A 24,605-nucleotide genomic window follows, 5' to 3' on the forward strand; every position below is an offset into this window, starting at 1 on the left:
AGGATTGGGGATATCGCGTCGAATGTGTCGGCAGGTCCGGCTAGCGTGGCAACCATGGCCACGCATATGACGCATTGGGGAGCGTTCGACGCCGTCAGCGACGGGGAGCGGCTCGTGGAGGTACGCCCCTGGGCCGGAGATCCCGAACCGACACCGCTGATCGGGAATGTGGCCTCCGCGCAGCATCATCCGACGCGGATCGACCGGCCCCATATTCGCCGCTCCTGGCTCGACCACGGCCCCGGCGCCCCCGGTCGCGGCCGGGATCCGTTCGTCCCGGTCGACTGGGACCGCGCGCTCGACCTGCTCGGTGGCGAATTGCGCCGCGTCTACGGCGATTACGGACCCGAAGCGGTCTACGGCGGGTCTTACGGCTGGGCCAGCGCGGGGCGGTTTCATCACGCACAGAGCCAGCTGCACCGCTTCCTCAACTGCCTCGGCGGCTACGTCCGCCATGTCAACAGCTACAGCCTCGGCACCTCGACGGTGTTGCTGCCCTACGTACTCGGCGATCTGTTCCCGCTGCTCACGCGATTCACCGCCAAATCGGTGATCGCCGAACACACCGAGCTGGTGGTGGCCTTCGGCGGCATCTCACCGAAGAACGCGGCGGTGAGCCCCGGCGGCGTCTCACGCCACCACAACCGCGACTGGATCGTGCGCGCCCGCGAACGCGGCTGCCGCTTCGTGACGGTCGGCCCGTTGCGGGACGACACCGCTGAGATCGCCGACGCGGAATGGATCGCGCCCCGCCCCGGTACCGATGCCGCGCTGATGCTGGCGCTGGCGCACGTCCTCGACGCCGAAGGGTTGGCCGACACCGCCTTCCTGCACTCGCACACCGTCGGTTACGAACGTTTCGCCCGATATCTGCGTGGTGAGGCCGACGGCGTGGCCAAAGACCCGGCCTGGGCGGCCACCATCACGGGTGTTCCGGCGCACCGGATTCGCGAGCTGGCCCGCGACATGGCCGGCGCTCGGACCTTGGTCACGGTCAGCTGGTCGTTGCAGCGGGCCCGATTCGGGGAACAACCGACCTGGCTGGGTGTGGTCCTGGCTGCGATGCTGGGCCAGATCGGCCTGCCCGGCGGCGGATTCGGTCACGGGTACGGGTCCGCGGCGATGGTCGGTGAACCCACCCGCGCCGTACCGCTGCCGCGGCTGCCGCAGGGCAGCAACCCGATCGACCGTTTCATCCCGGTGGCCCGCATCGCCGACATGCTGCTGCGGCCGGGTGAGGTGTTCGACTACGACGGGCGCCGGCTGCGGTACCCCGATATCCGTCTGATCTACTGGGCCGGCGGCAATCCGTTCCATCACCATCAAGATCTGGCCCGGTTGCGGCGCGCGTTCGACCGGCCGGAGACGATCGTCGTGCACGACTCGTTCTGGACCGCGACCGCGCGGCACGCCGACATCGTGCTGCCCGCCACGATGACCGTCGAACGCGACGACTTCGGTACCGGCGAGAACGACGCGATGCTGTTCCCGATGCCGGCCCTGATCCGCCCGCACGGCGAGGCGCGCGACGACTACGCGATCCTCGCCGAACTGTCCGAACGGCTCGGTACCGGTAAGGAATTCACCGAGGGGCGCACCGCGCGGGAATGGCTGGTCCACCTGTACGAACAGTGGCGGTCCGATCTGGGGGAGCGGGCCCGCGGATTCCCGGATTTCGATCGGTTCTGGGCCGGCGCCGGTCTCGAGCTGCCGGTCGCCGACCCGCCGCAGGTGGCGTTCGCCGATTTCCGTGCCGACCCCGACGGTCACCCGCTGCCCACCCCCTCCGGCCGGATCGAGATCTTCTCCGAAACCATCGCCGGCTACGGCTACCCCGACTGTCCCGGACACCCGGTCTGGCTCGAACCCGAGGAATGGCTGGGAGGCGCTGCCGCGCAACGGTTTCCGCTGCAGCTGGTAGCCAATCAGCCCCGGACCAAACTGCACAGCCAGCTCGACGTCGGCGACCACAGTCGCTCGGTGAAGATCCACGACCGCGAACCGGTGCGCCTGCATCCCTCGGAGGCTGCCGCGCGCGGACTGACCGACGGTCGGATCGTGCGCGTATTCAACGACCGCGGATCGTGTCTGGCCGGCCTGGTCGTCGACGACGCGGTCGCACCGGGAATCGCGCAACTGTCCACCGGCGCCTGGTACGACCCGGACCCGGAGGACCCGTCGTTCTGCCGGCACGGCAATCCGAACGTGCTCACCGCCGACCGGCCCTCGTCGACCCTGAGCCAGGGCAGCACCGGCCAGCTCGCCCTCGTCCAGATCGAGGCCTACCACGAGGCGGTACCGGACCTGGCGGTGCTCACCCCGCCGGCCGTCGTCACGAACCCCGACGACTGACAGGCGGTCGTGCGCCCGCCGCCGACCACGAACTGCGAAGCGAGGAGCTGGAGGCCCGCTATCCCGGCGTGCTGAGCAGTATCATCGCCGCCGCCCGCAGCGGCGAGTAGCGGTCCGACCGGCGGACCGCCCCGCATCAGTGGCCGATCCGATGCGCGAGCTCCGGTGCTCGGAAGCCGCCGATCTTCTGCTCGAGCAGCTCGGCCAGCCGCAACGGCGTGCGGTCCTCGAACATCGGGCCGATGAGCTGAACTCCCACCGGCAGGCCGTCGGGGGACCGGCCTGCCGGGACCGCGGTGGCGGGCAGGCCGGGCATGGTGGCGGTACCGGCCCAGACGAGCTGATCGAAATACGGGTACGAGACGCCGTCGATGTCGATGTGCCGGTCCTCCAGACCACCGTCGTGGTTGTGCGGGAACGCGGGCGTCGGCGTAACGGGGCACACCACCACATCGAACTCGGTGAAGAGCTGCCGCCAGCGGAGGCGGTGACATTCGCGCCGATGGTTCGCCTCGACCCACTCGCGATGGCTGAGCACCATGCCGCGCAGCCGCGCCGCGTCGAGACTCCGGTTGTCCGCACCCAGGGCGGCGGCCTGATCCCGCAGCCGGTCGTACACCTCGACCGGAAGACTCGCCGCGGCGTTCGACAGCATCAGCAGCATGTAGAGCGTCGCCGCTTCGGTCGGATCGGGCAGTAGCGGACTGTGCCGTTCGACGCGGGCGCCCTCCTCGGCGAGCGCGTCGGCGACCCGATGCACGGCCGCCCGCACCGCCGAGCCGGTCGGAATGATCGGATGGTCCTCGACGATCAGGACCCGGAAGTCGGCCGGCCGCTCGTGGCGCGCCGGGGGTAGCGCGAGGTCGTAGGCGACGGCGTGGGTCAGCGGGTCGGGTCCGGCCATGACGTCGAGCAGAACGGTGAGGTCGCGGGCGGTGCGCGCCATCGGACCGACGACGGCGAGGTCGAGCTCGACCGGCAAGGCCGGGCCGGGCGGCGCGACCATCCCGCGGGCCGCGGCCAGCCCGAGGGTCGGCTTGTGCGCGTAGATGCCGCAGAAATGCGCCGGGGTGCGCAGCGAACCGGCCAGGTCGGAGCCGATGGACAGCGCGCCGAATCCGGACGCCAGGGCCGCGGCCGAACCGCCGGACGAACCGCCGGACGTGCGGCCGTGATCCCACGGATTGTTCGTGGTGCCGTAGATGTCGTTGAAGCTCTGGATATCTCGCAGCATCTCCGGCACGTTGGTCTTGCCGAGGATCACCGCGCCGGCTGCCTTCAGCCGCGACACCTGGACCGCATCCTCGGTCGGCACGTGATCGGCATGCTGCGGTATGCCCCACGTCGTGGGCAGCCCGGCGACGTCGTAGGACTCCTTGACCGTCACCGGAACGCCTAGCAGCGGCCGGTCCTCGCCGCGGGCGCGCGCCCGGTCGGCGCGGCGCGCGGCGGCCCGGGCATTGTCGAAGTCCGCCACACAGATCGCGTTGATCGCCGTGTCCTCCCGCTCGATCCGCGCGATCGCCGCGTCGGTCAGTTCCACCGAGGTGACGGCACCGGCACGCAAAGCGGTCGCGAGTTCTTCGGCCGACAGAAAATCGAATTCCATGAATTCGACGGTATCGAGACACCGAAAAAGCCATAAAATATCGATTCGCGCAATCCGGTGAACCCGAATACGGTCCCTTTCCGTTCACCTCGGCGCACTCGTCCGGGAATTCGCCAAGTCACCGTGCGCCGGCACCGAGTCGGCTCGCCCGGGGGCATGACATGCTGTTTCGCACAACGGGACAGATGTCACAGCGGATATGGTCTCCCGACCGGTGATTCCACCGAAATCCGTACTACAGCCCCAGTTTTGTCACCGCGTTGTCCTCCAATGGATTCGCGGTGCGGATGTAGCCGTGCACGGTGCGCGGATTGGACCAGCGGCCCTGACGCATGATCTCGCGATCGCTGGCCCCGCCGAGGGCTGCCTGGGTGGCGAATCCGGCGCGCAACGAATGCCCGGAGAACAGAGCCGGATCCAGGCCGGCCCGCGCGGCATAGCGTTTGACCAGTTCGGCGACCGCCCGCCCGGAGATCGGCCGGGCGCCGATACCGCCGTGCCGGGAAACCGGCGGGAACAGCGGAGCATCGGGATCCACCCGCTCGGCGCCGGTGAAACCGTGGCAGCGATGGACCTCGGTGCGATCGGTCGCGGTCGCGGCGACCCATTCCCGCACCCTCTCCGGGGTGCCGGAAACGATGTCGCGCAACGCGATCCAGTCCGCGAAAGCGCATACCGGGCAGGTCGCCGGGCGTGCGCCGCGCGGCAGCGCCACCGATTGCGCGCCCACGCCGGTCGGGTCGGTTTTCGTCGCGGGCAGCCGCACCAGCAGGATCGGCTCGCCGGTGGCGTGATCGAGATGTACCGCCACATCACCGATTCGGAGCCCGGCCAGTTCACTGCGGCGCAGGGCGCCGGCGAAGCCGGCCAGCAACAGCAGCCGATCGCGGCGCCGCGCCGGTTCGTGCGGCCAGCCGGGCTCCGGCAGCCCGGCCAGGAGTTGCTCCAGCGTGTGCAGCAGCACCGGTCGCTTCCGCCGGGGAACACTGCGGCGGGTCCGGCGGATACCACGCAGGGTCAGCCGCACCACATCCGAGCGGGTGGGGGAGGCCAGCCCGTTGGCGGCGTGCACTGCGGCGATGGCAGCGCTCTTGCGTTCCAGCGTGGCGGGCCCGAATGCCCAGTCCCCGGACGGCTTTCGGGCATCCGCGGCCGCGGCGAGATAGACCGCGACGTCGAGGGCGTCGGCGGGCAGGGCACGACGTGCCTCCGCCGCACACCACGCCGACCACGCGATCCAGTCGGATCGGTAGGCGCGCACGGTATTCGGCGACTGCGACGCTTCCAGATAGCGGCTCAATGCCGCCGCCTGGTCGGAGTCGAACCGCTCGCGCACCATACGCAGCGCGGCCGCGTCCACGAGCACACTGCGCACTCCGCGTCGCAGTTCGGTGCGGACCACATCCGGGACGGCGATATCGACGACAGCGGGATCCGGTGCGGCACTCATCGCGACACAGGCTACCGGTCCCATGCTTCGCGGTGGCCGTGCGCGCTGGGAAGAACGGCCGATTGCGCTCTCGTTGGTCCTGGTCGTCGATGATCGCCGGGGTGCAGACGTGTGGGCATCGGCAGCCCGGTACCTGGCCTGCGCTCGCGAACGGATACCGCCGGAGGCCGTATTCGCGCTGGGCGGGCCGGAATTCGAGAACCTGGCGATTACTCCGATCGGCGCGCGGCGGGCGGCCGACTCGTGGGCGGTGGGGGCGGTGCGGCAGCTCGAGCCCGGCCACGGCGAGCCGAAGTCGATGCACACGGCGGGTCCGCGGGCGACGAAGCGGGTGGCGGTGAGGGCGAACGCGATCGACTACTGCTCTCTCCGGGCGGGCAGGGCATCGGCACCGCGACCGTGCACCACCTTCCGGTGCTCGCGCGCGAGCGGGGATATCGGCGAATCAGCCTGGAACCGTTGCGGCGGAAGCCTTTCGGCCCGCCCGCCGACTGTACGAACCGTGCGGATTCGTGCGATTCGACGACCGCCCGGACTCCGACGGCAGCGTAATCATGACCCGGACACGTGACGATCGAGACCACCCCCAGAGCGTGGCCGTTGGCCGCCCTGCGCGACCGGACCCGCGCGAAGTCGCCCTCGAGTGCGTTCGGCTACGTCCTTCCCCTTTCAATATATCGTGCACCCCGGGGCTTGCGGCAAGGCCCCGGTGGTGCTGCACAATCGTCCGGCCATCGCCTGGACCTGCGGAAACTCGGGCAATCGGCGCAACCCACCACCTGTCGAACGGGGTTTCATGATTGACGCGATCATTGTCGGCGCCGGGCCCACCGGATTGATGCTGGCGTGCGAGCTGCGGTTGCACGGCCTGCATCCGGTCGTACTGGAGAAGGCGACCGAGCCGACGAAGGTTGTCCGCTCGATGGGGCTGCACGTGCGCAGTATCGAAGTGATGGATCAGCGGGGCCTGCTGGATCGGTTCCTCGCCGCCGGGCGCACCTATCCGCTCGGCGGTTTCTTCGGCGGCATCACGGCGCCGGAGCCACATCTGGACTCCGCGCACGCCTACGTGCTCGGCATCCCGCAGACCGTCAGCGACCGATTGCTCGCCGAACGGGCCGACGAGCTGGGTGTGGAGGTCCGGCGCGGCTGTGAACTGGTCGGACTGGAGCAGGACGAGGACGGCGTCGACGTCCGGGTCGCCGACGGGGCCCGGCTGCGGGCCCAGTTCGTGGTGGGATGCGACGGTGGGCGCAGTACGGTGCGCAAACTGGCCGGGATCGGCTTTCCGGGCGAGCCGACCCGCGTCGAGACACTGCTGGGCGAGGTGGAGCTCACCGCGGCGCCCGAGACGGTCGCCGCCGTGGTGACCGAGGTGCGCAAGACCCAGCGGCGATTCGGGGTGGGCCCACTGGGCGACGGGTTCTACCGGATCGTCGTCCCGGCCGCGGAACTCGCCGAGGACCGCAGCGCCCCGCCGAGCCTGGCGGAGGTGAAACAGCAGCTGCGGGCGACCGCCGGCACCGATTTCGGGGTGCATTCGGCCCGGTGGCTGTCACGATTCGGCGATGCCACCCGACTGGCCGACCGCTACCGGTCCGGTCGGGTCCTGCTGGCCGGTGACGCCGCGCATATTCATCCGCCGGTCGGCGGGCAGGGCCTCAACCTCGGCATCCAGGACGCGTTCAATCTCGGCTGGAAACTGGCCGCGCAGCTCGCGGGCTGGGCACCGGCGGGACTGCTGGACAGCTATGAGAGCGAACGACGCCCGGTGGCGGCCGCCGTGCTGGACAACACCCGGGCCCAGATGGAGCTGATCTCACTCGAGCCCGGCGCGCAGGCGGTGCATCGGCTGTTGTCCGAGCTCACCCGGTTCGAGGAGGTGAATCGGTTCCTCACCGAAAAGATCACCGGCACCGCGATCCGCTACGACTTCGGGCCCGGGCACGAGTTGCTCGGACGCCGGCTGCGTGATCTGCGGTTGCGCCGCGGCCGGCTCTATGCGCTGATGCACGAGGGCCGCGGCCTCCTCGTGGACCGCACCGGCGAGCTGTCGGTGGCCGGCTGGGCGGACCGGGTCGATCACGTCGTCGACGGCAGCGACGAACTGGATGTTCCCGCGGTACTGCTGCGGCCGGACGGACACGTGGCGTGGGTGGGGGACGACCAGCGTGACCTCACCGACCATCTGCCGACTTGGTTCGGCGCCGCCCGCTAGCCGGAACCGCCGAACCGGGTGCGTCGATCGGTCTCCGGCGCAACGAGATTCGCGCCCGCTTCAGTGCGAGGTGATTCGCGCCTTCATCGCCGCGAGTCGCGCGGCGAACTCCTCGGAGTTCAGCGACGCCAGCTGCGGCCCGATCTCGGTGTCGACGGCCTCGGCATGCGAATCGAGGGTTCGGGTGATCCGCATCGTGCGCTTGGTGGTGATCAGCAGGTCGCGCGGTGCCGCCGCAGCCCCCGCGGCCGTCTGCACCGCGGCGGCCACCAGATCGTCGTGATCGCCGAGCACGACCCGATGGACCAGCCCGGCACTGTGCGCCGCCTCGGCATCGAGGACCTCGCCCAGCAGCGTCATCGCCGCCGCCTGCTGGGCGCCGACCGCGCGCTGCAGCATCCACGTCATCCCGCCGCCGGGGTGGATTCCCAACCCGAGGAACCGCGCATCGAATCGGGCGCGGGGTCCGGCCAAGCGCACATCGGCGGCCAGCGCCACGTTGAGCCCGGCACCGACCGCGGCGCCGCCGACCGCGGCAACAGTGGGCAGCGCGCACTCGGCGATCGCGAGGAATCCGGCGTAGATGGCACGCAGGCCGGCCTCCCCGGCCTCGCCGAGTGCGGCGAGATCCGCACCGGCGCAGAATGCCGGTGGGGCGCCGGTGATCACGATCGCGGACACGCCGGAATCGCCCTCCGCCTCCGCGATCGCGGCGGCCAGTTGCTCGGAAAGTCCGAGCGTCAACGCATTTCGGCGTTGCGGGTCCGACACCGTCACCACCGCGACCGTGTCGTGCCGCTCCATCGTGATCTCCGCCATGTCGGTCATCGTAATGAGGTGTGGCCACTACGATCCGCAGCAAGCCCGTTCCGACGACGACAAGGAGCACCGTGAAGGCCGTCATCGTGTGTGTCTCGGTATCCCACGGCAATACCCGCCGCATCGCCGAGGCCATCGGCGAGGTGCTCGACGCGCAGGTGGTCGATCCCGCCGACATCGATCCCGCCGATCTGGCCTCCTACGATCTGGTGGGATTCGGGTCGGGCATCTTCACCATGAATTTTCATCCCCGGCTGCGGGAGTGGATTCGGGCGCTGCCGCCGCAGGATCGCCGGCGGGCGTTCGTCTTCGCCACCAGCGGAATGGTCGAACCGCCCTTTCCGCGGTACACCCGTTCGCTCACAGCGCTGCTGGAGCAGCGCGGCTACGACGTCGTCGACCTGTTCACCTGCCGCGGATTCGACACCTGGTGGCCGCTGCGGATCATCGGCGGCCTGAGCAAGGGGCACCCGGACACGCGCGATATCCAGGCCGCCCGGAGCTTCGCCGAGGGTCTCCGGGCGCGCCTGACCGCCTCGTCCTGACCCGGAAAGCGCTGCTTCCCGGCCGCCGAGCGCGGCGGCGGTAGCCATGCTCGTCGCTGCCCGCGCCCGGCAGCTGCCGGGCCGGCTGGACAACGATCCGGCAGCTGTGGAGCGCCTGCTCACGGCCAGGCGAATCCTGCTGCGGCACATTACTTTCGGGAGACCGGTCAGGGTTCGAGATCGACAACGCCGCGCCCGCTGCCGATATCGAACGGCACCGAGACCTGATCGTGCGCGATCAGCCAGGCGCCGTCGATCTTGCGCATGCCGTAGGTGACCCGGACCCACATACCGTCCGTTGTCGCGCCACTGTTCAGGGTGCCGTGCAGGCGGGCGAAGGCGTGCCCGAAGGCGACGTCCTCGCCCACGGTGAAGGTCAGGTCGCGAATCTCGTAGTTCACCGTGTCGAAGACCGCGAAGACCTTCGCCCAATTCGCGAGCTTCGCCGCGATCCCGACGTGCTGGAGTGGCGGCTCGACATCGAAGGACACGACGTCGGGGGTGTAGAGCTGTTCGAGGGCGTCGAGATCCCTGGCCCGCAATGCCTCGACGACCTTGTCGATATGCCGGTGCAACTCGTGGTCGGCGTTGGTCATGATCGGATTCCTTTGCTCGCAGTGGTCAGTTCAGGAGTTGACGAGCGGCGATGCCGCGGCGGCCCGTAACGGCGCGAGCGCCGTGCTCCAGGCGATGACTTGATCCAGCGTCTTGTGCAGGGCGTCGGTGTGGTGGTCGCGCGGTACGAAGGTGGTGTGGTTCTCGAAATCGGTGAGCACCGAGACGGCGACCTGATAACCGACATCCGCCATGCCGAGGGTGCTGCAGACCGTGCGGAGCTGCACGGCCGCGCGGGCGCCGCCGTGCACGCCGTAGGACACGAAGCCGACCGCCTTGTTCGTCCACTCCGCGAACAGATGGTCGAACGCGTTTTTGAGCACTCCCGGCATCCCGCCGTTGTATTCCGGGGTCACCACCACGAATCCGTCGCACGGGGCGATCCGCTCGGCCCACGCGCGGGTGTGGGGATTGGCCGACGGGCCGAACATCGGCGGAGCCGGCTCGTCCAGATGCGGAAGCGGGTGCTCGCGCAGATCGATCAGCTCGAATTCGGCGTCGCCGCGCTGGATGGCCGTATCCAGCACCCACTGCGCGATCTGCGGGCCTCTGCGGTTGGGCCGGGTACTGCCGAGGATGATGCCGACTCTGGTCATATCCGAACACTCCTGTTTCGCTGAACGGGTTACGACACCACGACGACGCAGCCGTCGGGAATGTCAGGCCGCCTCACATTTCCGGCCCCCGATTCGTCGACAACGGTGAGGGGCCACGGACCGAAGGAGACGACCATGACCGACCCGCACCTGACCGCGGTGATCAGCGAACGGCGTCAGCTGATCAATCTCGCCTACCGGCTGCTGGGTTCGCTGGCCGAAGCCGAGGACGTGGTGCAGGAGACCTACGCGCGCTGGTATGCGCTGTCCGAACGGCAGCGCCAGGAGGTGGCGAGGCCCGGGGCATGGCTGACGACGGTCGCCGGCCGGATCTGTCTGGATCTGCTCGGCTCGGCGCGGGCGCGGCGGGAACGTTATGTGGGCGAATGGCTCCCGGAGCCGGTCCCCGGTCCGGACGAACGCGTCGGCGGCTCCACCCCGGTCGATCCCGCCGACCGCGTCACCCTCGACGAGTCGATCAGTATGGCCTTTCTCGTCGTCCTGGATTCCATGACGCCGGCCGAACGCGTGTCGTTCGTACTGCACGATGTGTTCCGGTATTCGTTCGCCGAGATCGCCGCGGTCGTCGGCCGCAGCCCGGCGGCCTGCCGGCAGCTCGCCTCCAGCGCCCGCCGCCGCATCGACACCTCCCGGGGCCCGTCGGCCGGGGACCGCGCCGAGGTGGTTCGTGACTTCAAACGAGCCTGGGAGACAGGCGATATCGCCGCGTTGATCGACCTGCTCGACCCGGAGGCGACCGCGACGGCCGACAGCGGCGGCTTGGTTCCCGCCTTCCGTGAGCCGATCACCGGCGGTGAGCAGATCGCCCACGCCTGGATGCGGATCGCTTCGCGCAGCACCGGATTCACCCTCCAGGAACGCACGGTGAACGGGCAGCCCGGGCTCGTGGCACGCATCGACGACACCATTGTGTCGGTATACGCGTTCGACATCGCCGACGACCGGATCACCCGGATCTGGGTGATCCGGAACCCGGAGAAGTTGCGGCACTGGACGGCCGAGTGAGCGAACGGTCAGCGACGCAAGGCGGTCTCGCGATGTAGCCGCGCCAGCTTCTGCGGATTGCGCACCGAGTAGAGACCGGTGACCAGACCGTCGTCGATGCGCAGCGCGAGCACGGTGTCGATCTCGCCGCCGAACCGCAGAATCAGCGCGGGGTAGCCGTTGACCTGGGCCGCCTGGGCGGACCGGGTGGCCAGATTGTGCAGCGCCGCGGCCAGCAATCCGGCCACCGCCTCGGCGCCGACCACGGGTGCGGGAGCGGCCTGGGCGACACCGCCGCCATCGCCCAGGAACACCACGTCGGGCGCGAGGATATCCAGTAGGTGCTGCAGTTCACCGGTGTCGACGGCCCGTTGGAAGGCCGCCAGCGCCGTGCGCGTGTCGGCTGCGGAGACGTGCCCGCGCGGGCGCCGCGCGGCGACATGGGCCCGCGCCCGGTAGGCGAGCTGGCGGACCGCGGCCGGAGTCCGGTCGACGGCCGCGGCGATCTCGTCGTAGCCGAGATCGAACACCTCGTGCAGCACGAAGACCGCACGCTCGACCGGCGCGAGCGTTTCCAGGACGAGCAGCATCGCCATCGAGACGTGTTCGGCCAGCTCGACGTCCTCGGCCACGTCGGGCGCGGTCAGCAAGGGTTCGGGCAGCCACGGGCCGACATAGGATTCCTTGCGCCGGCCGAGGGCGCGGAGGCGGTCCAACGATTGCCGGGTGACGATCCGGACGAGATAGGCCCGCTGATCCTGCACCGCGCCGAGTTCGACTCCCGTCCAGCGCAGCCAGGTTTCCTGCAGCACGTCCTCGGCATCGGTGGCGGAGCCCAGCATCTCGTAGGCGACGGTGAACAGCAGATTGCGATGAGTCACGAACGCCTCGGTGGCCGGATCCGGGTCGCGAGTACTGCCGCTCCCGTGACCGCCGGGGGTGGTCGCTGCTGTGCCGGCCATGGCTGTCTCCTGTTCCCTCGCTGCGTGTCGGTCATGGGACGCCGACCGCGCACCGCCCGTAACACCGAGTCCGCTGTGTCGTCCATCACATGGATGCCGTGTTATGCCGACCCGTTCGCCGCCGTCTTGTGGTCGTTCGATTCGATACCTGCGAGTGAGGACCACATCATGGAACCCCGTTTCGACCTGAACGCCAACGAACTCGGCGCCAAGATCGGCAAGCGATTCGCCAACACCAGCCTGGCCATCATGCAGTCGTCGCTGCCCCCATCGCTGCGGGAACTGGTGGAATTGCGTGCCAGCCAGATCAACGGCTGCGGATACTGCGTCGACGCCCACGCCAAGGAACTGGCGGCCGCCGGAGAACCGGCGGTGCGGATCAATCTGGTCGCCGCCTGGCGCGAGTCGACCGTCTTCACCGAGGCCGAGCAGGCCGCGCTCGCCCTCGCCGAGGAGGGCACCCGCCTCGGCGACGCGCGGCACGGAGTCTCCGACGACACCTGGGCGCTGGTGCGCAAGCACTACGACGACGATCAGATCGCCGCGCTGGTGTACCTGGTCGCCATGATCAACGCGGCCAATCGGCTGCTGGTGATCACCAGGACCAAGGGCGGGTCCTATCAGCCGGGCACCTTCGACTCCGCCGCGAACTGATCGGTATGCGAATCCCCGTTCGGCTCAGGCTCGCTCGGTTCCGGAGCCGAACGGGGCGGGATTCTCGACAGCGGTACGGGCGTACCACCGAGCCCAGTTTTCCAGGCGTTGCGTTGAGGTTTCGTTTCGTCACGTCCAACTAAACGTAAATGTAATTCCGCGAAGGGGATCGGCCGGAAGGAGTGCTGCTGACCTCCGATAAGGTTCACTTATCGGAGGTCAGAGCGATAGCGGTTCCCTTGCGGCGCGATCAATTTCGTTTCGTGTTGTTACGTCGTAAATGACGAAACCAACGCTACGATTCTCCGGTGTCGAGCATCTGTAACTACCCCGGCTGCACTCGGACCATTACGCGCGGCGGAACACCGGGCCGCCCTTCGGAATACTGCGACCACCCCGAGCACACCCGGTGGCGCGCCTGGCGAGAGCGGCAGCGCCGGCAGCAGGAGGAGAGCGCGGGAACCGACGCCAACGTCACTGTGACGCAACAGGGCCCGGTGACGGCCGCGCGGTTGCGGGCGGACGAGATGCTCACTCAGTTCCGGACCCTGGCCGATCAGCTGAGCACCACGCTGTCGGTGGCGGTGGCCGAGCTGTCCACCCTGGCCGACCCGTCCGTGGCCGAGGCGCAGGTGCAAGCCGTGCAGGCCGACGCGGCGCGCCGCATCGCCGAGGCGGAGGTCGCGGCGGCCGCTGCCGAACAGGCCCGCCGCGATGCCGAGACCGCCCGCGCCGCAGCGGAAGCCGCGGCCGAGGATGCGGCGGCCGCCGCGGAGGCGGCCGAGGCGCGCATCGCGGAGGCGGTGGCCGCGCGCGACGATGCACTGCGCGAGGTGGAGCGGGCCAGCAAACAGGCGGCCGAGGACGTATTCGCCGCCCGCAGCGAGGCCGAGGCCGACATTCGGCAGATTCGCGCCGAGTGCGCGCAAACCGTCGAGGACGCCCGACGGCGCGCCGAGGAGGATATCCGTCTGGCCCGCGGCACATTCACCACCGAACTCGAACAGGCCCGTCGCGACGCCGCCCAGCGCGTCACCGCCGCCGGCGCCGAACGCGACCTCGCCGTACAACGGGCGAGCGATGCCGAACGTGCCGTCGAGCGCGCCGAATCCACCATCGCCGAACGCACCCAGACCCTGACGGAAACCAAGGCGGAGTTGACTCGGGCGCGAGCCGAGATCGACCGGATCCGCGAGGAAGCACGGGCTGCGCAGCAGCGCGCCGCCGACGATATCGCCGCCGTCCGCGCGGAAGCGGCCGCGGCGGCCGATGCCCTCGCCCAGCAGACCGCCGCCCGACTCGCGGCACTCGACGATGCCCGGCGCCAGACTCTGCTGCGGGCCGAACGCGCCGAGGCGCAACTCGACGCCCTGCTGTCGCGGCGCGGCGAGCAGCCGACCGCGGAGGTGGCCGCATCGGGCGCGGCCACCGGCGAGGGCCGGCGGTCCCGGTGACCACGTTTGTTCTTCCGAGTGGGAACATGTCACCGGGTGCGGCAGGGGTAGCTTGGCCCGGGATGACCCCCTCTTCGAACGACACCGGCCGGCGGCGTCCCGGCCGATGAGACCACCGATTTCCACCGGCCTGCGGGCCGCCACCCGGAGCATCGAAACGGCCCTCGCGCGGGCGACGTCGAAAGTCTCGTTCGGATACCGGTCCACCGGTACGGGGCTGCGCACGGCCGCGAACCGGCTGCGGCACACCGACTCTCGGACGGCGCTGAAAATCGGCGGGGTGGCGGTGACCGGAGGCGCCCTGCTCGCCCTGCACGGCGACGAGAAGACCGAGTACGCCCAGCCGCCCCGCAGCGGAACAGCCGCGGACGCGATCGCGGTCGCCGAGTGGTGGAATTCGCTCGCGCCCGAGGAACAGCAGCGGCTGCTGAACGAAGAGCCCGAACGCATCGGCAATCTCAACGGGATACCGGTCGAGGTGCGGGACGCCGCGAACCGCAAGGTCATGAACGCCGACATCCATCGCGTCGAGGACGTCGCGAAGTCGAAGGGCGTCTCGGTCGACCAGATCGCGAAGAACCCGAAGAAATTCGGTCTGACGGCAGACGACCTGACGCGCTACCACAATGCCGTCAACGTCCGAGCCGGCCTGAACCAATACAGCGGCCCGAACCGGGCCGACCCCGGACAGTATCCGCCGGCACCGTATCCGACCTACCTGTACGCGTACCAGCCACTGGCGTTCGGCGGAAAAGGCAGGGCCGCAGTCAGTATCGGCAATCCCGACACCGCGCCCAATACGGCGATCGTGGTGCCGGGAGCCAGTCAGAGCGTGCGCGCCAGCGACGCATCCGACAAGGGCTGGTTCGCCGTCCAGAGCGAACAGGCGCAGAACCTGTACACCGAATCGAACAGGGCCGATCCGTTGCATCCGACCGCGGTCGTCGCCTGGATGGGCTACGACTCACCGGCCGACGGAATCGCCGCCGTGCTGAGCGGAGACCCCACCGCCGAACGCAAGGGCGGGAACCTGCTGGCCGACGATGTCGACGGTTTGCGGGCCACCCATCGAGGTCCGTCGCATGTGACCGTGGTGGGTTACTCCGCGGGAGCCATCGTCGCCGCCGATGCGGCCGCCGCGAGCCATCTGCGCGCCGACGATATGGTCCTGCTCGGCCCCGTCAGCACCGACCAGGCCCGCAACCAGGCCGACTTCCATCTCGACGGGGGCGGAAAAGTGTACGTCGGTAAGGCATCCAACGATCTGAACGCACATGCGGGCCACGCCTGGATCGGTGGTCCCGATCCCATCGGGCCCGACTACGGCGCGACCCGGATCAAAGCCGAAACACCGGAGAGCTACGCGTCGCGACTCGGCTACAGCGGGCAGGCTCATCTGCACTACTTCACCGCCGGTAGCGAATCGCTGTACGCCACGGCACTTGTCACCTCCGGCCACGCCGACCGCTTGGGCGCGGAGAACATGCTCGCCGGGCACCCGGATCCGATCCCGCTCTGGCCGGACGACGACCCCGAAGCCGACCGCACCGGCATTCGGGACGACCACTATCACCGACCTCCGCAGTAGTCATCCGATCGTCACGGCTGCCGTTCGTCGGTGGCGGGCCGGCCGGGATCCGCACCGCCACAAGGTAACCGGCGGCTCGCCGGTCGGCTCGTGTGCGTCGGGTAGCGGCATTCCGACATGCCGAAGTCGTCGCTCGGGCCCGGGTATCCGGCCACAACCGGCGGCGATCCGGAAATCCGTTCCGATACCGGGTCGATCGTCGGCTTCGCTGTGCGGTCACCGCTATGCTCGACAACTAAATCGACCACCCCCGCGACGGATCTCGCGGGAATCGAGAGGTGACAAGTGAACGACGACGCCATGCGAGCGCGGCAAGCAAGGCCGAGCGTGGCACGGGTATACGACTACATTCTCGGCGGCCGGGACAATTACGGGGTCGACCAGAATCTGGCCGACTACTTCATCGACTTCCTGCCCGGCTCCGAACAGGTGGCCATCACCGCGCGAGCGGCGACCCTGCGTGCGGTACGCAGCATGTGCGCCAACGGTATCCGTCAATACATCGACCTCGGCTGCGGCCTTCCCACCACCGAGAACGTGCACGAGGTGGTACGCCGGCAACACGCCGACGCGCCGATCGTCTACGTCGACAACGATCCGTTCGTCGTCGCCCACGGCCGCGCCTTGATGTCGATCGACGATCGGATCGCCGTGCTCGACGGCGACGTGCGCGATGCCGGTGCCATCGCCGACCACCCGGATGTGCAGCGTCTGATCAACTTCGACGAGCCGGTCGGGCTGCTGTTCGGTGTCGTGCTGGCGTTCGTCGAGGACAATGAGGACCCCGCGGGTGTCGTCCGATCGTGGGTGGACCGGGTATCGCCGGGAAGCCAGGTCTACATCTCGCACTTCCGCTCGGGGCACAACCGTGAGACGAGCACCACCGAACGCAAGGTGCTCGACGCGTTCGGCCGGGGCCGGTGGCGCAACGACGACGAGGTGCAGGCGCTCTTCGGCGAGCTCGAGCTGATCGAACCAGGTTTGCTCCCGTGCGCGCAGTGGTGGCCGCAGTCGGCCGCCGACGACGCCGGCAACGGTCGCGAACTCAGTGTCTGGGAGCAGCTCATCGTCGCCGGGCTGGCCCGCAAAACCACCTGAGCCCCCTGCGGGATCCCTCCGCACTCAGCGTCGAGTTGCGGACCTCCCGGCATGTTCCCCGAGGACGGCGATCCGGCGCCGTGTCGCTGACGCGCGAGAGATCGGCGGGGGAGTGTGCCCGCTTCAGCCGTGGACGCGCGCGGCGCCGATTCTGTCGATGCGGTCGCGACCCCACGCCCCGAGCGGCTCCAGCGCGGCATTGAGCGCCGAACCCTGCTCGGTGAGTTCGTATTCCACCCGCGGCGGAATCTCCGGGAAGACCTTGCGGGTGATGATGCCGTCCTCCTCGAGTTCGCGCAGATGCTGAATGAGCATCTTCTCCGACACCCCGGGCAGGCCGCGGCGGAGCTCGCCGAAGCGGCGGACGCCGCGCGCCTCGAGCTCCCAGAGGATGAGTGGTTTCCATTTGCCGCCGAGCACGTCCATGGCGGCGTCGATGCCGCAGAAATATGGTCCGGATCTCTTCGTGCCCATCCCTCAGCCTCACTACCTGTTCACACACCTGCTGGTAAGTACCCGACCGAATAGTAGGTACTTGTCGAACGAACGGCCGTGCCGCAGGGTTGATTCCAGCGCGCTGACCACAAGCTTTCCCAGCTTCCAAGGAGTTGACCCGCAATGGCGGAACAGACGACAGTGACGGTTCTCGGCCTCGGCGCGATGGGTCGGGCACTGGCCGCGGGATTGCTGCGCGGCGGCCACCCGACCACGGTCTGGAACCGGACCGAAGGCAAGGATGCCGACCTGGTCGCGGCCGGTGCCACCTCGGCACCCTCGATCGGCGATGCCGTGCGCGCCGGCGATGTGATCGTGAGCGTGCTGCTCGACCACGCGTCGGTGCACGCCGCCCTGGACCCCGTCGCCGAGCAGCTACGGGGACGGCAGTTGATCAACCTCACCAGCACCGCGCCCGAAGACGCCCGTGAGCTCGCCCGGTGGGCGGCCGCGCACGGCATCGGGTACCTCGACGGCGGTATCATGGCGGTCCCGCACATGATCGGCCGGCCGGGTTCCTCGATTCTCTACAGCGGATCCCGCACCGTCTTCGACGCGAATCGCGACACGCTCGAATTGTTCGGCACCGCGGAATATTTCGGCGACGACGCCGGGCTGGCCTCGGTATACGACTTCGCCCTGCTGGCCGGGATGTACACGATGTTCACCGGATTCCTGCACGGGGCGGCCATGGTCGCCGCGGCGGGGCAGTCCGTTGCGGCGTTCTCCCATCGGGCCGCGGGCTGGTTGGGCGCCATGACGCAGTCGCTGCCCGAGTTCGGGCGGGTCATCGAATCCGGGGACTACACCACCGATACCCAGCACCTGGCCTTCCAAAAGGCAGCGCTGGACGCGATCGTGCGGGCCAGCCGCGATGCCGGCGTCGCCCTCGACGTGGTCGCGCCGATCAAGAATCTGATCGACCGTCAGATCGCGGACGGGCACGCGGCGCTGGCCTTCGAGCGAACCTTCGAAGAACTGCGCTGACGGGGGCGAGGCGGGCCCTGAAAGCGGTGAACCGTGGCGGATCGGCATCCTGCTCAGTACAAGGTGCCGATCCAGCGGCGGGTATCGGCCGGATCGATGACATCGTCGAGTTCGAGCACCGTCGCCGCGGTGAGCGCCTTACCGCTCTCGTAGGCGGCCCGGACGAGGTTGTCGAACGCGGCGGCGCGCTGCTCGGGATCCTCGATGGCCGCCAGCTCCTTCGCGAAGCCCAGCCGCACCGCGCCTTCCAGGCCCATGCCGCCGATCTCGCCGGTGGGCCAGGCGATGACGAAGCGTGGCGCTCGGAAGGATCCGGCGGCCATCGCCTGCGCCCCGAGCCCGTAACCCTTGCGCAGGATGACCGTTCCCCACGGCACCGACATCGCCGCCGCTTCGATGAACAAGCGACTGAACTTCGTCACCGTGCCGTGCGTCTCCGCCTCCGGGCCGACCATGAAACCCGGTGTGTCACAGAGCGATACGATCGGAAGCCGATGGGCGTCGCACAGTCGCAGGAAGGCGGCGAGCTTATCGGCCGCGGGTGCGTCGATGGCGCCGCCGAGATGCCGGCAGTCGTTGGCGACGAGCCCGAACGGCCGGCCCTGTACCCGCACGAGCGCCGTGACCACCCCGACACCCCAGTCGCGGCGCAGCTCCAGGACCGAGCCGACGTCGGCGATCGTGGCGATCGCCTCCCGGATGTCGTAGGCGCGCAACCGATCGGCGGGCACCACATGCCGGGCGAGCCGAGGATCGGGTGCTTCCCACTCCTTGTGCGCCCCTTGAAAGTAGCCGAGGTAGTCGCGGGCGATCGCCACCGCTTCGGCCTCGTCCGCGGCCACGACGTGCACGACGCCGTTGCGGCGTTGGACTCGCACGGGACCGATGTCCTCCGGTGCGTACACCCCGAGCCCGCCGCCCTCGATCATGGCGGGCCCGCCCATTCCGATATTCGCCTCCGGGGTGGCGATCACGACATCGCACATCCCCAGCAACGCCGCATTGCCGGCGAAACAGCGACCGGACACGATGCCGATCAAGGGGACCTGCCCGGACAGCGCGGCCATGGCCCGGAAGGTCGTCACATCGAGACCCGAAATACCGGAATGGTCGGTGTCGCCGGGGCGGCCGCCGCCACCCTCGGTGAAGAACACGACCGGAACGCTCTGCTCGCGGGCGAGTTCCAGCATGCGGTCGGTCTTCGCGTGATTGCGCATGCCCTGGGTTCCGGCGAGCACGGTGTAGTCGTAGGACAGCACGACGGCTCGGGTGTTCTGCGTGCCGAACCGGTTCGCGTTGATCGTCGCCGTTCCGGCGATCAGCCCGTCGGCAGGCGTATTGGCGATCAGGTCCGCCATGCTGCGCCGGGAGCGCTGCGCCGCCACCGCCAAGGCGCCGTATTCGACGAAGCTGCCGTCGTCGACGAGATCCGCGATGTTCTCTCGCGCGGTGCGCCGGCCGAGCCGGTGCCGCTTGGCCACCGCGTCGGGCCGGGCCTCGTCCAGTCCGGCGCGGTGGCGCTCCCGCACGTCGGCGAGGTCGGCCCGTTCGGCGTCGAGGTCGATCGCGGTGAGATCGGCTGTGGCGCCGTCGTGTTCGGCATCGTCCCAGGCGACGACCGCGGTATGCGGATCGAGGACGGTGCCGGGTTCGGCCAGCACTCGCACGACCCGCAGCGGCTGCTCGGCCCGCAGCACATGGTGCATCTTCATGGCCTCGATCACGGCCACCTCGCCGCCGGCGGCGATCACCGCGCCGGGTTCGGCGACGGCCACGACGGTGCCGCCGAGCGGGGACCGCAGAACCCGTTCGGCGTCGGCTGTTTCGATCTCCGGGCTCGGGCCGGGGGTCGGCTCCGGTGGGGCAGGTGTGCCGAATCGGCCGGCGCGCGCGAGGAGTTCGCCGCTGTGGCGTTCGAACCATTGGGTGTCGATATCGGGTTCGGCCGGCATCGCCTCGAGGATGGCCCGCTGCAATGCCACCGTCGTGTCGACGCCGTCGATCGTGGTTTCCGCCAGCGCGTCACTCGCGCGGCGCAGCGCCGCGGCATACGAGGGTCCGCGAGCGATGATCTTCGCGAGCAGGGAATCGAACCGCGCACTCTGCCGCATCCCCGCACAGGCGGCGGTATCGACTCGCACCCCGGATCCGGTCGGCGGCGTGAAGCGGCCGAGCACGCCGGTGCTGGGCAGTAGTTCGCCGGTGGCGCCGAGGATTTCGGCATTGATGCGCACCTGGACGGCGTAACCGCGCGCCCGGCCGGCGGGCAGGTCGAGTTCGTCGAGCCGGTGGCCGAGGGCGAGATCGAACTGCACGGCCACCAGATCCAGGCCGGTGACCTCCTCGGTGACGGTGTGTTCGACCTGAAGCCGAGGATTGACCTCGAGAAACCACGCGGCATCGCCACGGACCAGGAACTCGACCGTCACGACGCCCCGGCAGCCGAGCGACTCCACCAACCGGATCGCCTGCGCGTGCACCGCGCTGCGCAGGTCGCCGGTCAGATCGGGCGCGGGCGCGATTTCGACCAGCTTCTGTCGCCGCCGCTGCATACTGCAGTCCCGGTCGCCCACGGCGATCGCGCGTTCGCCGTCGGCGACGATCTGCACCTCGATGTGGCGGGCCCGGTCGACCAGGGCTTCGGCATAGACCGTGTCGTCACCGAAGCCGGCCCGCGCCTCCGCGCGGCAGTGCGCGTAGGCCTCGGCGAGGTCCTCGGGCCGGCGCACCACCCGAATACCGCGCCCACCACCGCCGGCGACCGCCTTGACCATCACCCCCTCGGGATGGCCGGCGAGCAACGCGGCGATCTGCTCGGGGCCCGCGGGCCCGTCGGTGGCCGGCAGTACCGGCACACCGGCGCGCCGGGCGGCGGTGCGCGCCGCGACCTTGTCGCCGAACGCACGCAGCACCTCCGGTTGCGGGCCCACGAACACCAATCCGGCTTCCGCGCAGGCCTGTGCGAAATCGGCGCTCTCACTGAGGAATCCGTACCCGGGGTGAACCAGCGCACCGGTCCCGGCGGACCGGGCGGCCGCGACGACGGCCGGGATGTCGAGATAGGCGGGCGCGCCGGCGCCGGGAAGCTGTACCGCGTGATCGGCCAGGCGGACCGGCACGGAGTCCGGTTCGTCGGCACTCGACAGCGCCAGCGTGGCGTAGCCCCGCTCCCGTGCCGTGCGCAGGACACGCACCGCCACCTCACCCCGGTTCGCCACCACGACCTGCATGCCGACAGTCTGATTGACATTGACGTCAACGTCAATATGCTGGAGCCGTGACATCGGCGTGGAGTGTGCGAGCGGCGCGGGAGCGTTCCGATACCGATCGGCACCGCGCACTGCTCGACGCCGCCGCCGAGGTCTTCATCGAACGCGGTTACGCCGCCACCACGGTCGCCGCGATCACCGCACGCGCGGGTGTGTCGCGAGCGACGCTCTACGTCTACTTCGCCTCGAAGGACGAGATCTTCCATGCTCTCGCCGTGCGGGTGCGTGACGAGTTCCTGGCCGCGCAGGAGCCGGCCCGCACCGATCTCGGCCCACGAGAGATGTTGCGCGCCACCATCGAATCGTTCGCCGAGGCCGTGCTGCATGCCGGTCCGCTGCTTCGCCTGATCGACGAGCGCGGCGCGGTCGATCCCGCCATCGCCGCGCTGGCCGCGGAGACCGCCGAACGCCCGATCCGCCGTTTCGCCCGCTATCTGCGCCGGGAGCAACGAGCCGGCACCATCACCCCGGCGGCACCTGTGCGGACCGTGGCCGAAACCATCGGATACGCGCTGACCCGGGGCGTCCTGGACCGCCGAGACGAACCACCGGCCGTGCGCGCCCGCTATCTCGCCGAGATCCGCCAGATCGCCGAAACGTTGCTCGGCCTGCGCCCACCCGCCGATTTTTCTGCTTGACCTTCACGTTACGGAAACTTCTACCGTCGAAGACGAGGCCGGAAGGACCGGCCGTCGGGAATGATGGGAACCACCATGAGCTGGTCGATCGCGGAAGTGGCGAAGATGTCGGGCGTGACCGCTCGCACCTTGCGGCACTACGACGATATCGGACTGCTCGCGCCGGCGTATGTGGGCAGCAACGGTTACCGCTACTACGGCGAGGAGCAACTGCTGCGGTTGCAGCAGATCCTCGTGCTGCGGGAGCTGGGGCTGAGCCTCACCGAGATCGCCGCGGCGGTCGACTCCGAGCCGGACACGCTGGCCGCGTTGAAGCGCCAGTACGTCCGACTGCTCGACGAGCGCGACCGCCTCGGCCGGATGGCCGACACGGTGGCGCGCACCATCGCCGAACTCGAGAGGAATACGGAGATGACCGTGCAGATCAACCGCCCGGAGAACCTGTTCGCGGGCTTCGACCACACACAGTACGACGACGAGGCCCGGCAGCGCTGGCCCGAGGAGTTCGAGCAGTCGCGGCAAGCCACGGCGCAGATGACGCCCCAGGACATCGAGCGGATGCAGCGCGAGCTGACCGCGACGATGATCCGGATGGCCGAATTCATGGCCGCCGGAACCCCCGTCGACGATGCCGCGGTACAGGCCGAGATCCACGAGCAGTACCAGGGCATCTGCCGGTTCTGGACGCCGACCGCGGAGGCCTACCGCTGCCTCGGGCAGATGTATGTCGACGACGAACGATTCAAGGCGAACTACGACAAGATCGCCGCCGGTCTGGCCGAGTATCAGCGCGACGCGATGGCCGTCTACGCCGATCAGCGTCTGGCCGACTGATCGTCGTCTCCACTGAATGAGCCGGCCCGGCGTTCCCGCCGCCACCGCGGCATCGGGGACGCCGGGCCGTCGTCCACCGCGAGGTTCGCACGGTGCGCGGGTGTGGGAGCATCTGCTGGCCAAGCGATCGGTCGCACCGCCTCGACAGCGTTGCGGACCGGCTCATCGAGTACCGACCCGACGTGGCGGATCTTCTCGTAGCGCCTCGAGCGACAGAGTCACACGTTCGCGCACCATGTCGACGTCGAGTATCTGAGCAGTGATCTCCTGGCCGAGGGTGAGGATCTCGGAGGGGTGGTCGACGGGTCGCCGGGACAGCTCTGGGATGTTGATCATCGCGGTGAAGCCGCCGAGGTCGACGAACACCCCGGAGTCGGCGATCTTGCTGACGGAGCCGTTGCAGATCTGGCCCGGGTGCAAGGTCTTCAAGAATGCCCAGTCGTGGTCGCTCGGGGTCGGTTCGGTCCTCCACCGGGCCCGCAAAACACCGTCGCTGTCGGGTAGAACGGCGGTGAACAGGGGGTGGCGTTCGTCGACGTACAGGGAAAGCACGGTTGCGGCACGTGCACCGGTGACCTGCGCGGCCAGATCGGTGAACTGGGTCTCGTCGGCCACGGTGCTGGTGATCTGTCCGTGTTCGTCCTCCCAGACGAGCTCGATCAGGCCTTCGTCGGGGAGAGCGGCAAGGACCTCCTCGACGTCGGTGGACAAGTCCGGCCAGACGGTGAGTAGAGCACGAGGGGCGAGTTCGGCGCGTACCGCATCCACAGTGTCGCTGGTCAGGCGGTGCCAGCGAGACGCGTTGACGATGTAGCCCTCTTCCAAGAGGACAGCTCGGTGTGTGGCAATGCACCAGCGCAGGCGGGCCCAGAAGATGTCGTCGGCGGGTCGCTGTTCACCGGGCACGTCGTCGAAGGCCGCATCGTAGGGGGATACCTCGAGCCGTTCGGGGAACAGACCCAGTTCGCGGGTACAGGACAACGCCCTCTCACAGGGGTCGCTCGTGCCGACGTAGACGTATTGGTCCCACCCGACGTGCACGGCGAACACGTCCTCTACCTCCAGGCGGCACCAGACGCCGTTGTCGCGAAGCATTGCTCGAACCAACTCCAGGCCGACGGCCACCGGAACCTGCGCGCCGTCGTGGAAACCGGTGAGGTCGGGCGGGAAGAGCCCGGCCAGACCGTGGCCTTCGACAGGCGGCTCCAGGCCGAAGTGGACGTGGCCGGTGATCTGCGGTTCTCGTATGGTCAGCTGGTGGACGCCGGTGTCTTCGGCGAAGGCGGCCACCGCCTGCAGATAGGCGGCTTCGACCGGCCCGTGGTCGCTGACAGATTCCTCGGCGCCGGTATAGGTGCCGTGCTCGTCGCGGTCGACGGGGTCGTACTTGGTGACCTGGTACGTGTAGGGCAGCACG

The 24,605-nt window shown here is 69.2% G+C and carries 20 protein-coding genes; 11 read left to right on the forward strand and 9 right to left on the reverse strand.

The window, feature by feature from the left end:
• The first annotated feature begins 54 nt into the window (after positions 1-54).
• On the forward strand, positions 55-2,352 hold the full coding sequence (locus ON37_RS12380) for a molybdopterin-dependent oxidoreductase (protein ID WP_040719234.1): 2,298 nt from the start codon (positions 55-57) through the stop codon (positions 2,350-2,352).
• A 136-nt stretch (positions 2,353-2,488) separates the two neighbouring features.
• Here the strand turns inward: ON37_RS12380 and ON37_RS12385 are convergent, their stop codons facing one another.
• Together ON37_RS12385 and ON37_RS12390 are read right to left on the reverse strand one after the other, a co-directional pair.
• Entirely contained in the window at positions 2,489-3,961 is a 1,473-nt protein-coding gene (locus ON37_RS12385; protein ID WP_040719235.1) for an amidase, read from the reverse strand.
• A 235-nt stretch (positions 3,962-4,196) separates the two neighbouring features.
• The gene (locus tag ON37_RS12390; protein ID WP_040719374.1) at positions 4,197-5,411 is read right to left on the reverse strand and encodes a site-specific integrase; all 1,215 of its coding nucleotides are present in this window, start codon (positions 5,409-5,411) and stop codon (positions 4,197-4,199) included.
• A gap of 796 nt (positions 5,412-6,207) precedes the next feature.
• Between ON37_RS12390 and rox the strand changes: the two genes are divergently transcribed.
• Positions 6,208-7,629, forward strand: coding sequence for a rifampin monooxygenase (gene rox / locus ON37_RS12400; RefSeq protein WP_040719376.1), 1,422 nt, complete (start codon positions 6,208-6,210; stop codon positions 7,627-7,629).
• Positions 7,630-7,689: 60 nt separating this feature from the next.
• Here rox and ON37_RS12405 read toward each other — a convergent pair whose 3' ends face one another.
• The gene (locus ON37_RS12405; RefSeq protein ID WP_085997284.1) at positions 7,690-8,448 is read right to left on the reverse strand and encodes an enoyl-CoA hydratase; all 759 of its coding nucleotides are present in this window, start codon (positions 8,446-8,448) and stop codon (positions 7,690-7,692) included.
• Positions 8,449-8,519: 71 nt separating this feature from the next.
• On the opposite strand from ON37_RS12405, the gene ON37_RS12410 reads away from it, so the two are divergent.
• A complete protein-coding gene (locus ON37_RS12410) occupies positions 8,520-8,993 on the forward strand; it encodes a flavodoxin family protein (protein ID WP_040719238.1) in 474 nt (157 codons plus the stop codon).
• A 167-nt stretch (positions 8,994-9,160) separates the two neighbouring features.
• Here the strand turns inward: ON37_RS12410 and ON37_RS12415 are convergent, their stop codons facing one another.
• Positions 9,161-9,589 carry a YybH family protein gene (locus ON37_RS12415; protein ID WP_040719239.1) on the reverse strand — a complete coding sequence of 143 codons (429 nt, stop codon included), beginning with the start codon at positions 9,587-9,589 and terminating at the stop codon, positions 9,161-9,163.
• A gap of 30 nt (positions 9,590-9,619) precedes the next feature.
• Positions 9,620-10,204 carry an NADPH-dependent FMN reductase gene (locus ON37_RS12420; protein ID WP_040719240.1) on the reverse strand — a complete coding sequence of 195 codons (585 nt, stop codon included), beginning with the start codon at positions 10,202-10,204 and terminating at the stop codon, positions 9,620-9,622.
• A 135-nt stretch (positions 10,205-10,339) separates the two neighbouring features.
• Between ON37_RS12420 and sigJ the strand changes: the two genes are divergently transcribed.
• Positions 10,340-11,230 carry an RNA polymerase sigma factor SigJ gene (gene sigJ, locus ON37_RS12425; protein ID WP_040719241.1) on the forward strand — a complete coding sequence of 297 codons (891 nt, stop codon included), beginning with the start codon at positions 10,340-10,342 and terminating at the stop codon, positions 11,228-11,230.
• 8 nt (positions 11,231-11,238) lie between these two features.
• On the opposite strand, the gene ON37_RS12430 is transcribed toward sigJ, so the two are convergent.
• Positions 11,239-12,171 carry an RNA polymerase sigma-70 factor gene (locus tag ON37_RS12430; protein WP_040719242.1) on the reverse strand — a complete coding sequence of 311 codons (933 nt, stop codon included), beginning with the start codon at positions 12,169-12,171 and terminating at the stop codon, positions 11,239-11,241.
• A 168-nt stretch (positions 12,172-12,339) separates the two neighbouring features.
• Between ON37_RS12430 and ON37_RS12435 the strand changes: the two genes are divergently transcribed.
• The 4 genes from ON37_RS12435 to ON37_RS12450 all read left to right on the forward strand — a co-directional run bounded on the left by ON37_RS12435 (position 12,340) and on the right by ON37_RS12450 (position 16,965).
• Positions 12,340-12,825 carry a carboxymuconolactone decarboxylase family protein gene (locus ON37_RS12435; protein WP_040719378.1) on the forward strand — a complete coding sequence of 162 codons (486 nt, stop codon included), beginning with the start codon at positions 12,340-12,342 and terminating at the stop codon, positions 12,823-12,825.
• Positions 12,826-13,133: 308 nt separating this feature from the next.
• Entirely contained in the window at positions 13,134-14,279 is a 1,146-nt protein-coding gene (locus ON37_RS12440; RefSeq protein WP_245553172.1) for a coiled-coil domain-containing protein, read from the forward strand.
• Between the two features lie 280 nt (positions 14,280-14,559).
• Entirely contained in the window at positions 14,560-15,867 is a 1,308-nt protein-coding gene (locus ON37_RS12445; RefSeq protein WP_157171444.1) for an alpha/beta hydrolase, read from the forward strand.
• A gap of 285 nt (positions 15,868-16,152) precedes the next feature.
• Positions 16,153-16,965, forward strand: coding sequence for an SAM-dependent methyltransferase (locus ON37_RS12450; protein WP_217999932.1), 813 nt, complete (start codon positions 16,153-16,155; stop codon positions 16,963-16,965).
• A gap of 123 nt (positions 16,966-17,088) precedes the next feature.
• On the opposite strand, the gene ON37_RS12455 is transcribed toward ON37_RS12450, so the two are convergent.
• Positions 17,089-17,439 (reverse strand): winged helix-turn-helix transcriptional regulator, encoded by a 351-nt coding sequence (locus ON37_RS12455; protein WP_040719243.1) that lies wholly within the window; start codon positions 17,437-17,439, stop codon positions 17,089-17,091.
• Positions 17,440-17,583: 144 nt separating this feature from the next.
• Here ON37_RS12455 and ON37_RS12460 point away from each other — a divergent pair, with 144 nt between their 5' ends.
• Positions 17,584-18,447 carry an NAD(P)-dependent oxidoreductase gene (locus ON37_RS12460; RefSeq protein WP_040719245.1) on the forward strand — a complete coding sequence of 288 codons (864 nt, stop codon included), beginning with the start codon at positions 17,584-17,586 and terminating at the stop codon, positions 18,445-18,447.
• 53 nt (positions 18,448-18,500) lie between these two features.
• Here the strand turns inward: ON37_RS12460 and ON37_RS12465 are convergent, their stop codons facing one another.
• Positions 18,501-21,677: an acetyl-CoA carboxylase family protein gene (locus tag ON37_RS12465; protein WP_040719389.1), complete on the reverse strand. Its 3,177-nt coding sequence runs from the start codon at positions 21,675-21,677 to the stop codon at positions 18,501-18,503.
• Between the two features lie 47 nt (positions 21,678-21,724).
• Here ON37_RS12465 and ON37_RS12470 point away from each other — a divergent pair, with 47 nt between their 5' ends.
• Positions 21,725-22,354: a TetR/AcrR family transcriptional regulator gene (locus ON37_RS12470; protein ID WP_040719246.1), complete on the forward strand. Its 630-nt coding sequence runs from the start codon at positions 21,725-21,727 to the stop codon at positions 22,352-22,354.
• Positions 22,355-22,414: 60 nt separating this feature from the next.
• Positions 22,415-23,188, forward strand: coding sequence for a MerR family transcriptional regulator (locus ON37_RS12475; RefSeq protein WP_245553173.1), 774 nt, complete (start codon positions 22,415-22,417; stop codon positions 23,186-23,188).
• 162 nt (positions 23,189-23,350) lie between these two features.
• On the opposite strand, the gene ON37_RS12480 is transcribed toward ON37_RS12475, so the two are convergent.
• Complete coding sequence (locus tag ON37_RS12480) at positions 23,351-24,604, reverse strand: S1 RNA-binding domain-containing protein (RefSeq protein WP_040719247.1); 1,254 nt, start codon at positions 24,602-24,604, stop codon at positions 23,351-23,353.
• Position 24,605 lies beyond the last annotated feature (1 nt).

The organism is Nocardia veterana NBRC 100344, from assembly GCF_000308855.1.
GTDB lineage: Bacteria > Actinomycetota > Actinomycetes > Mycobacteriales > Mycobacteriaceae > Nocardia > Nocardia veterana.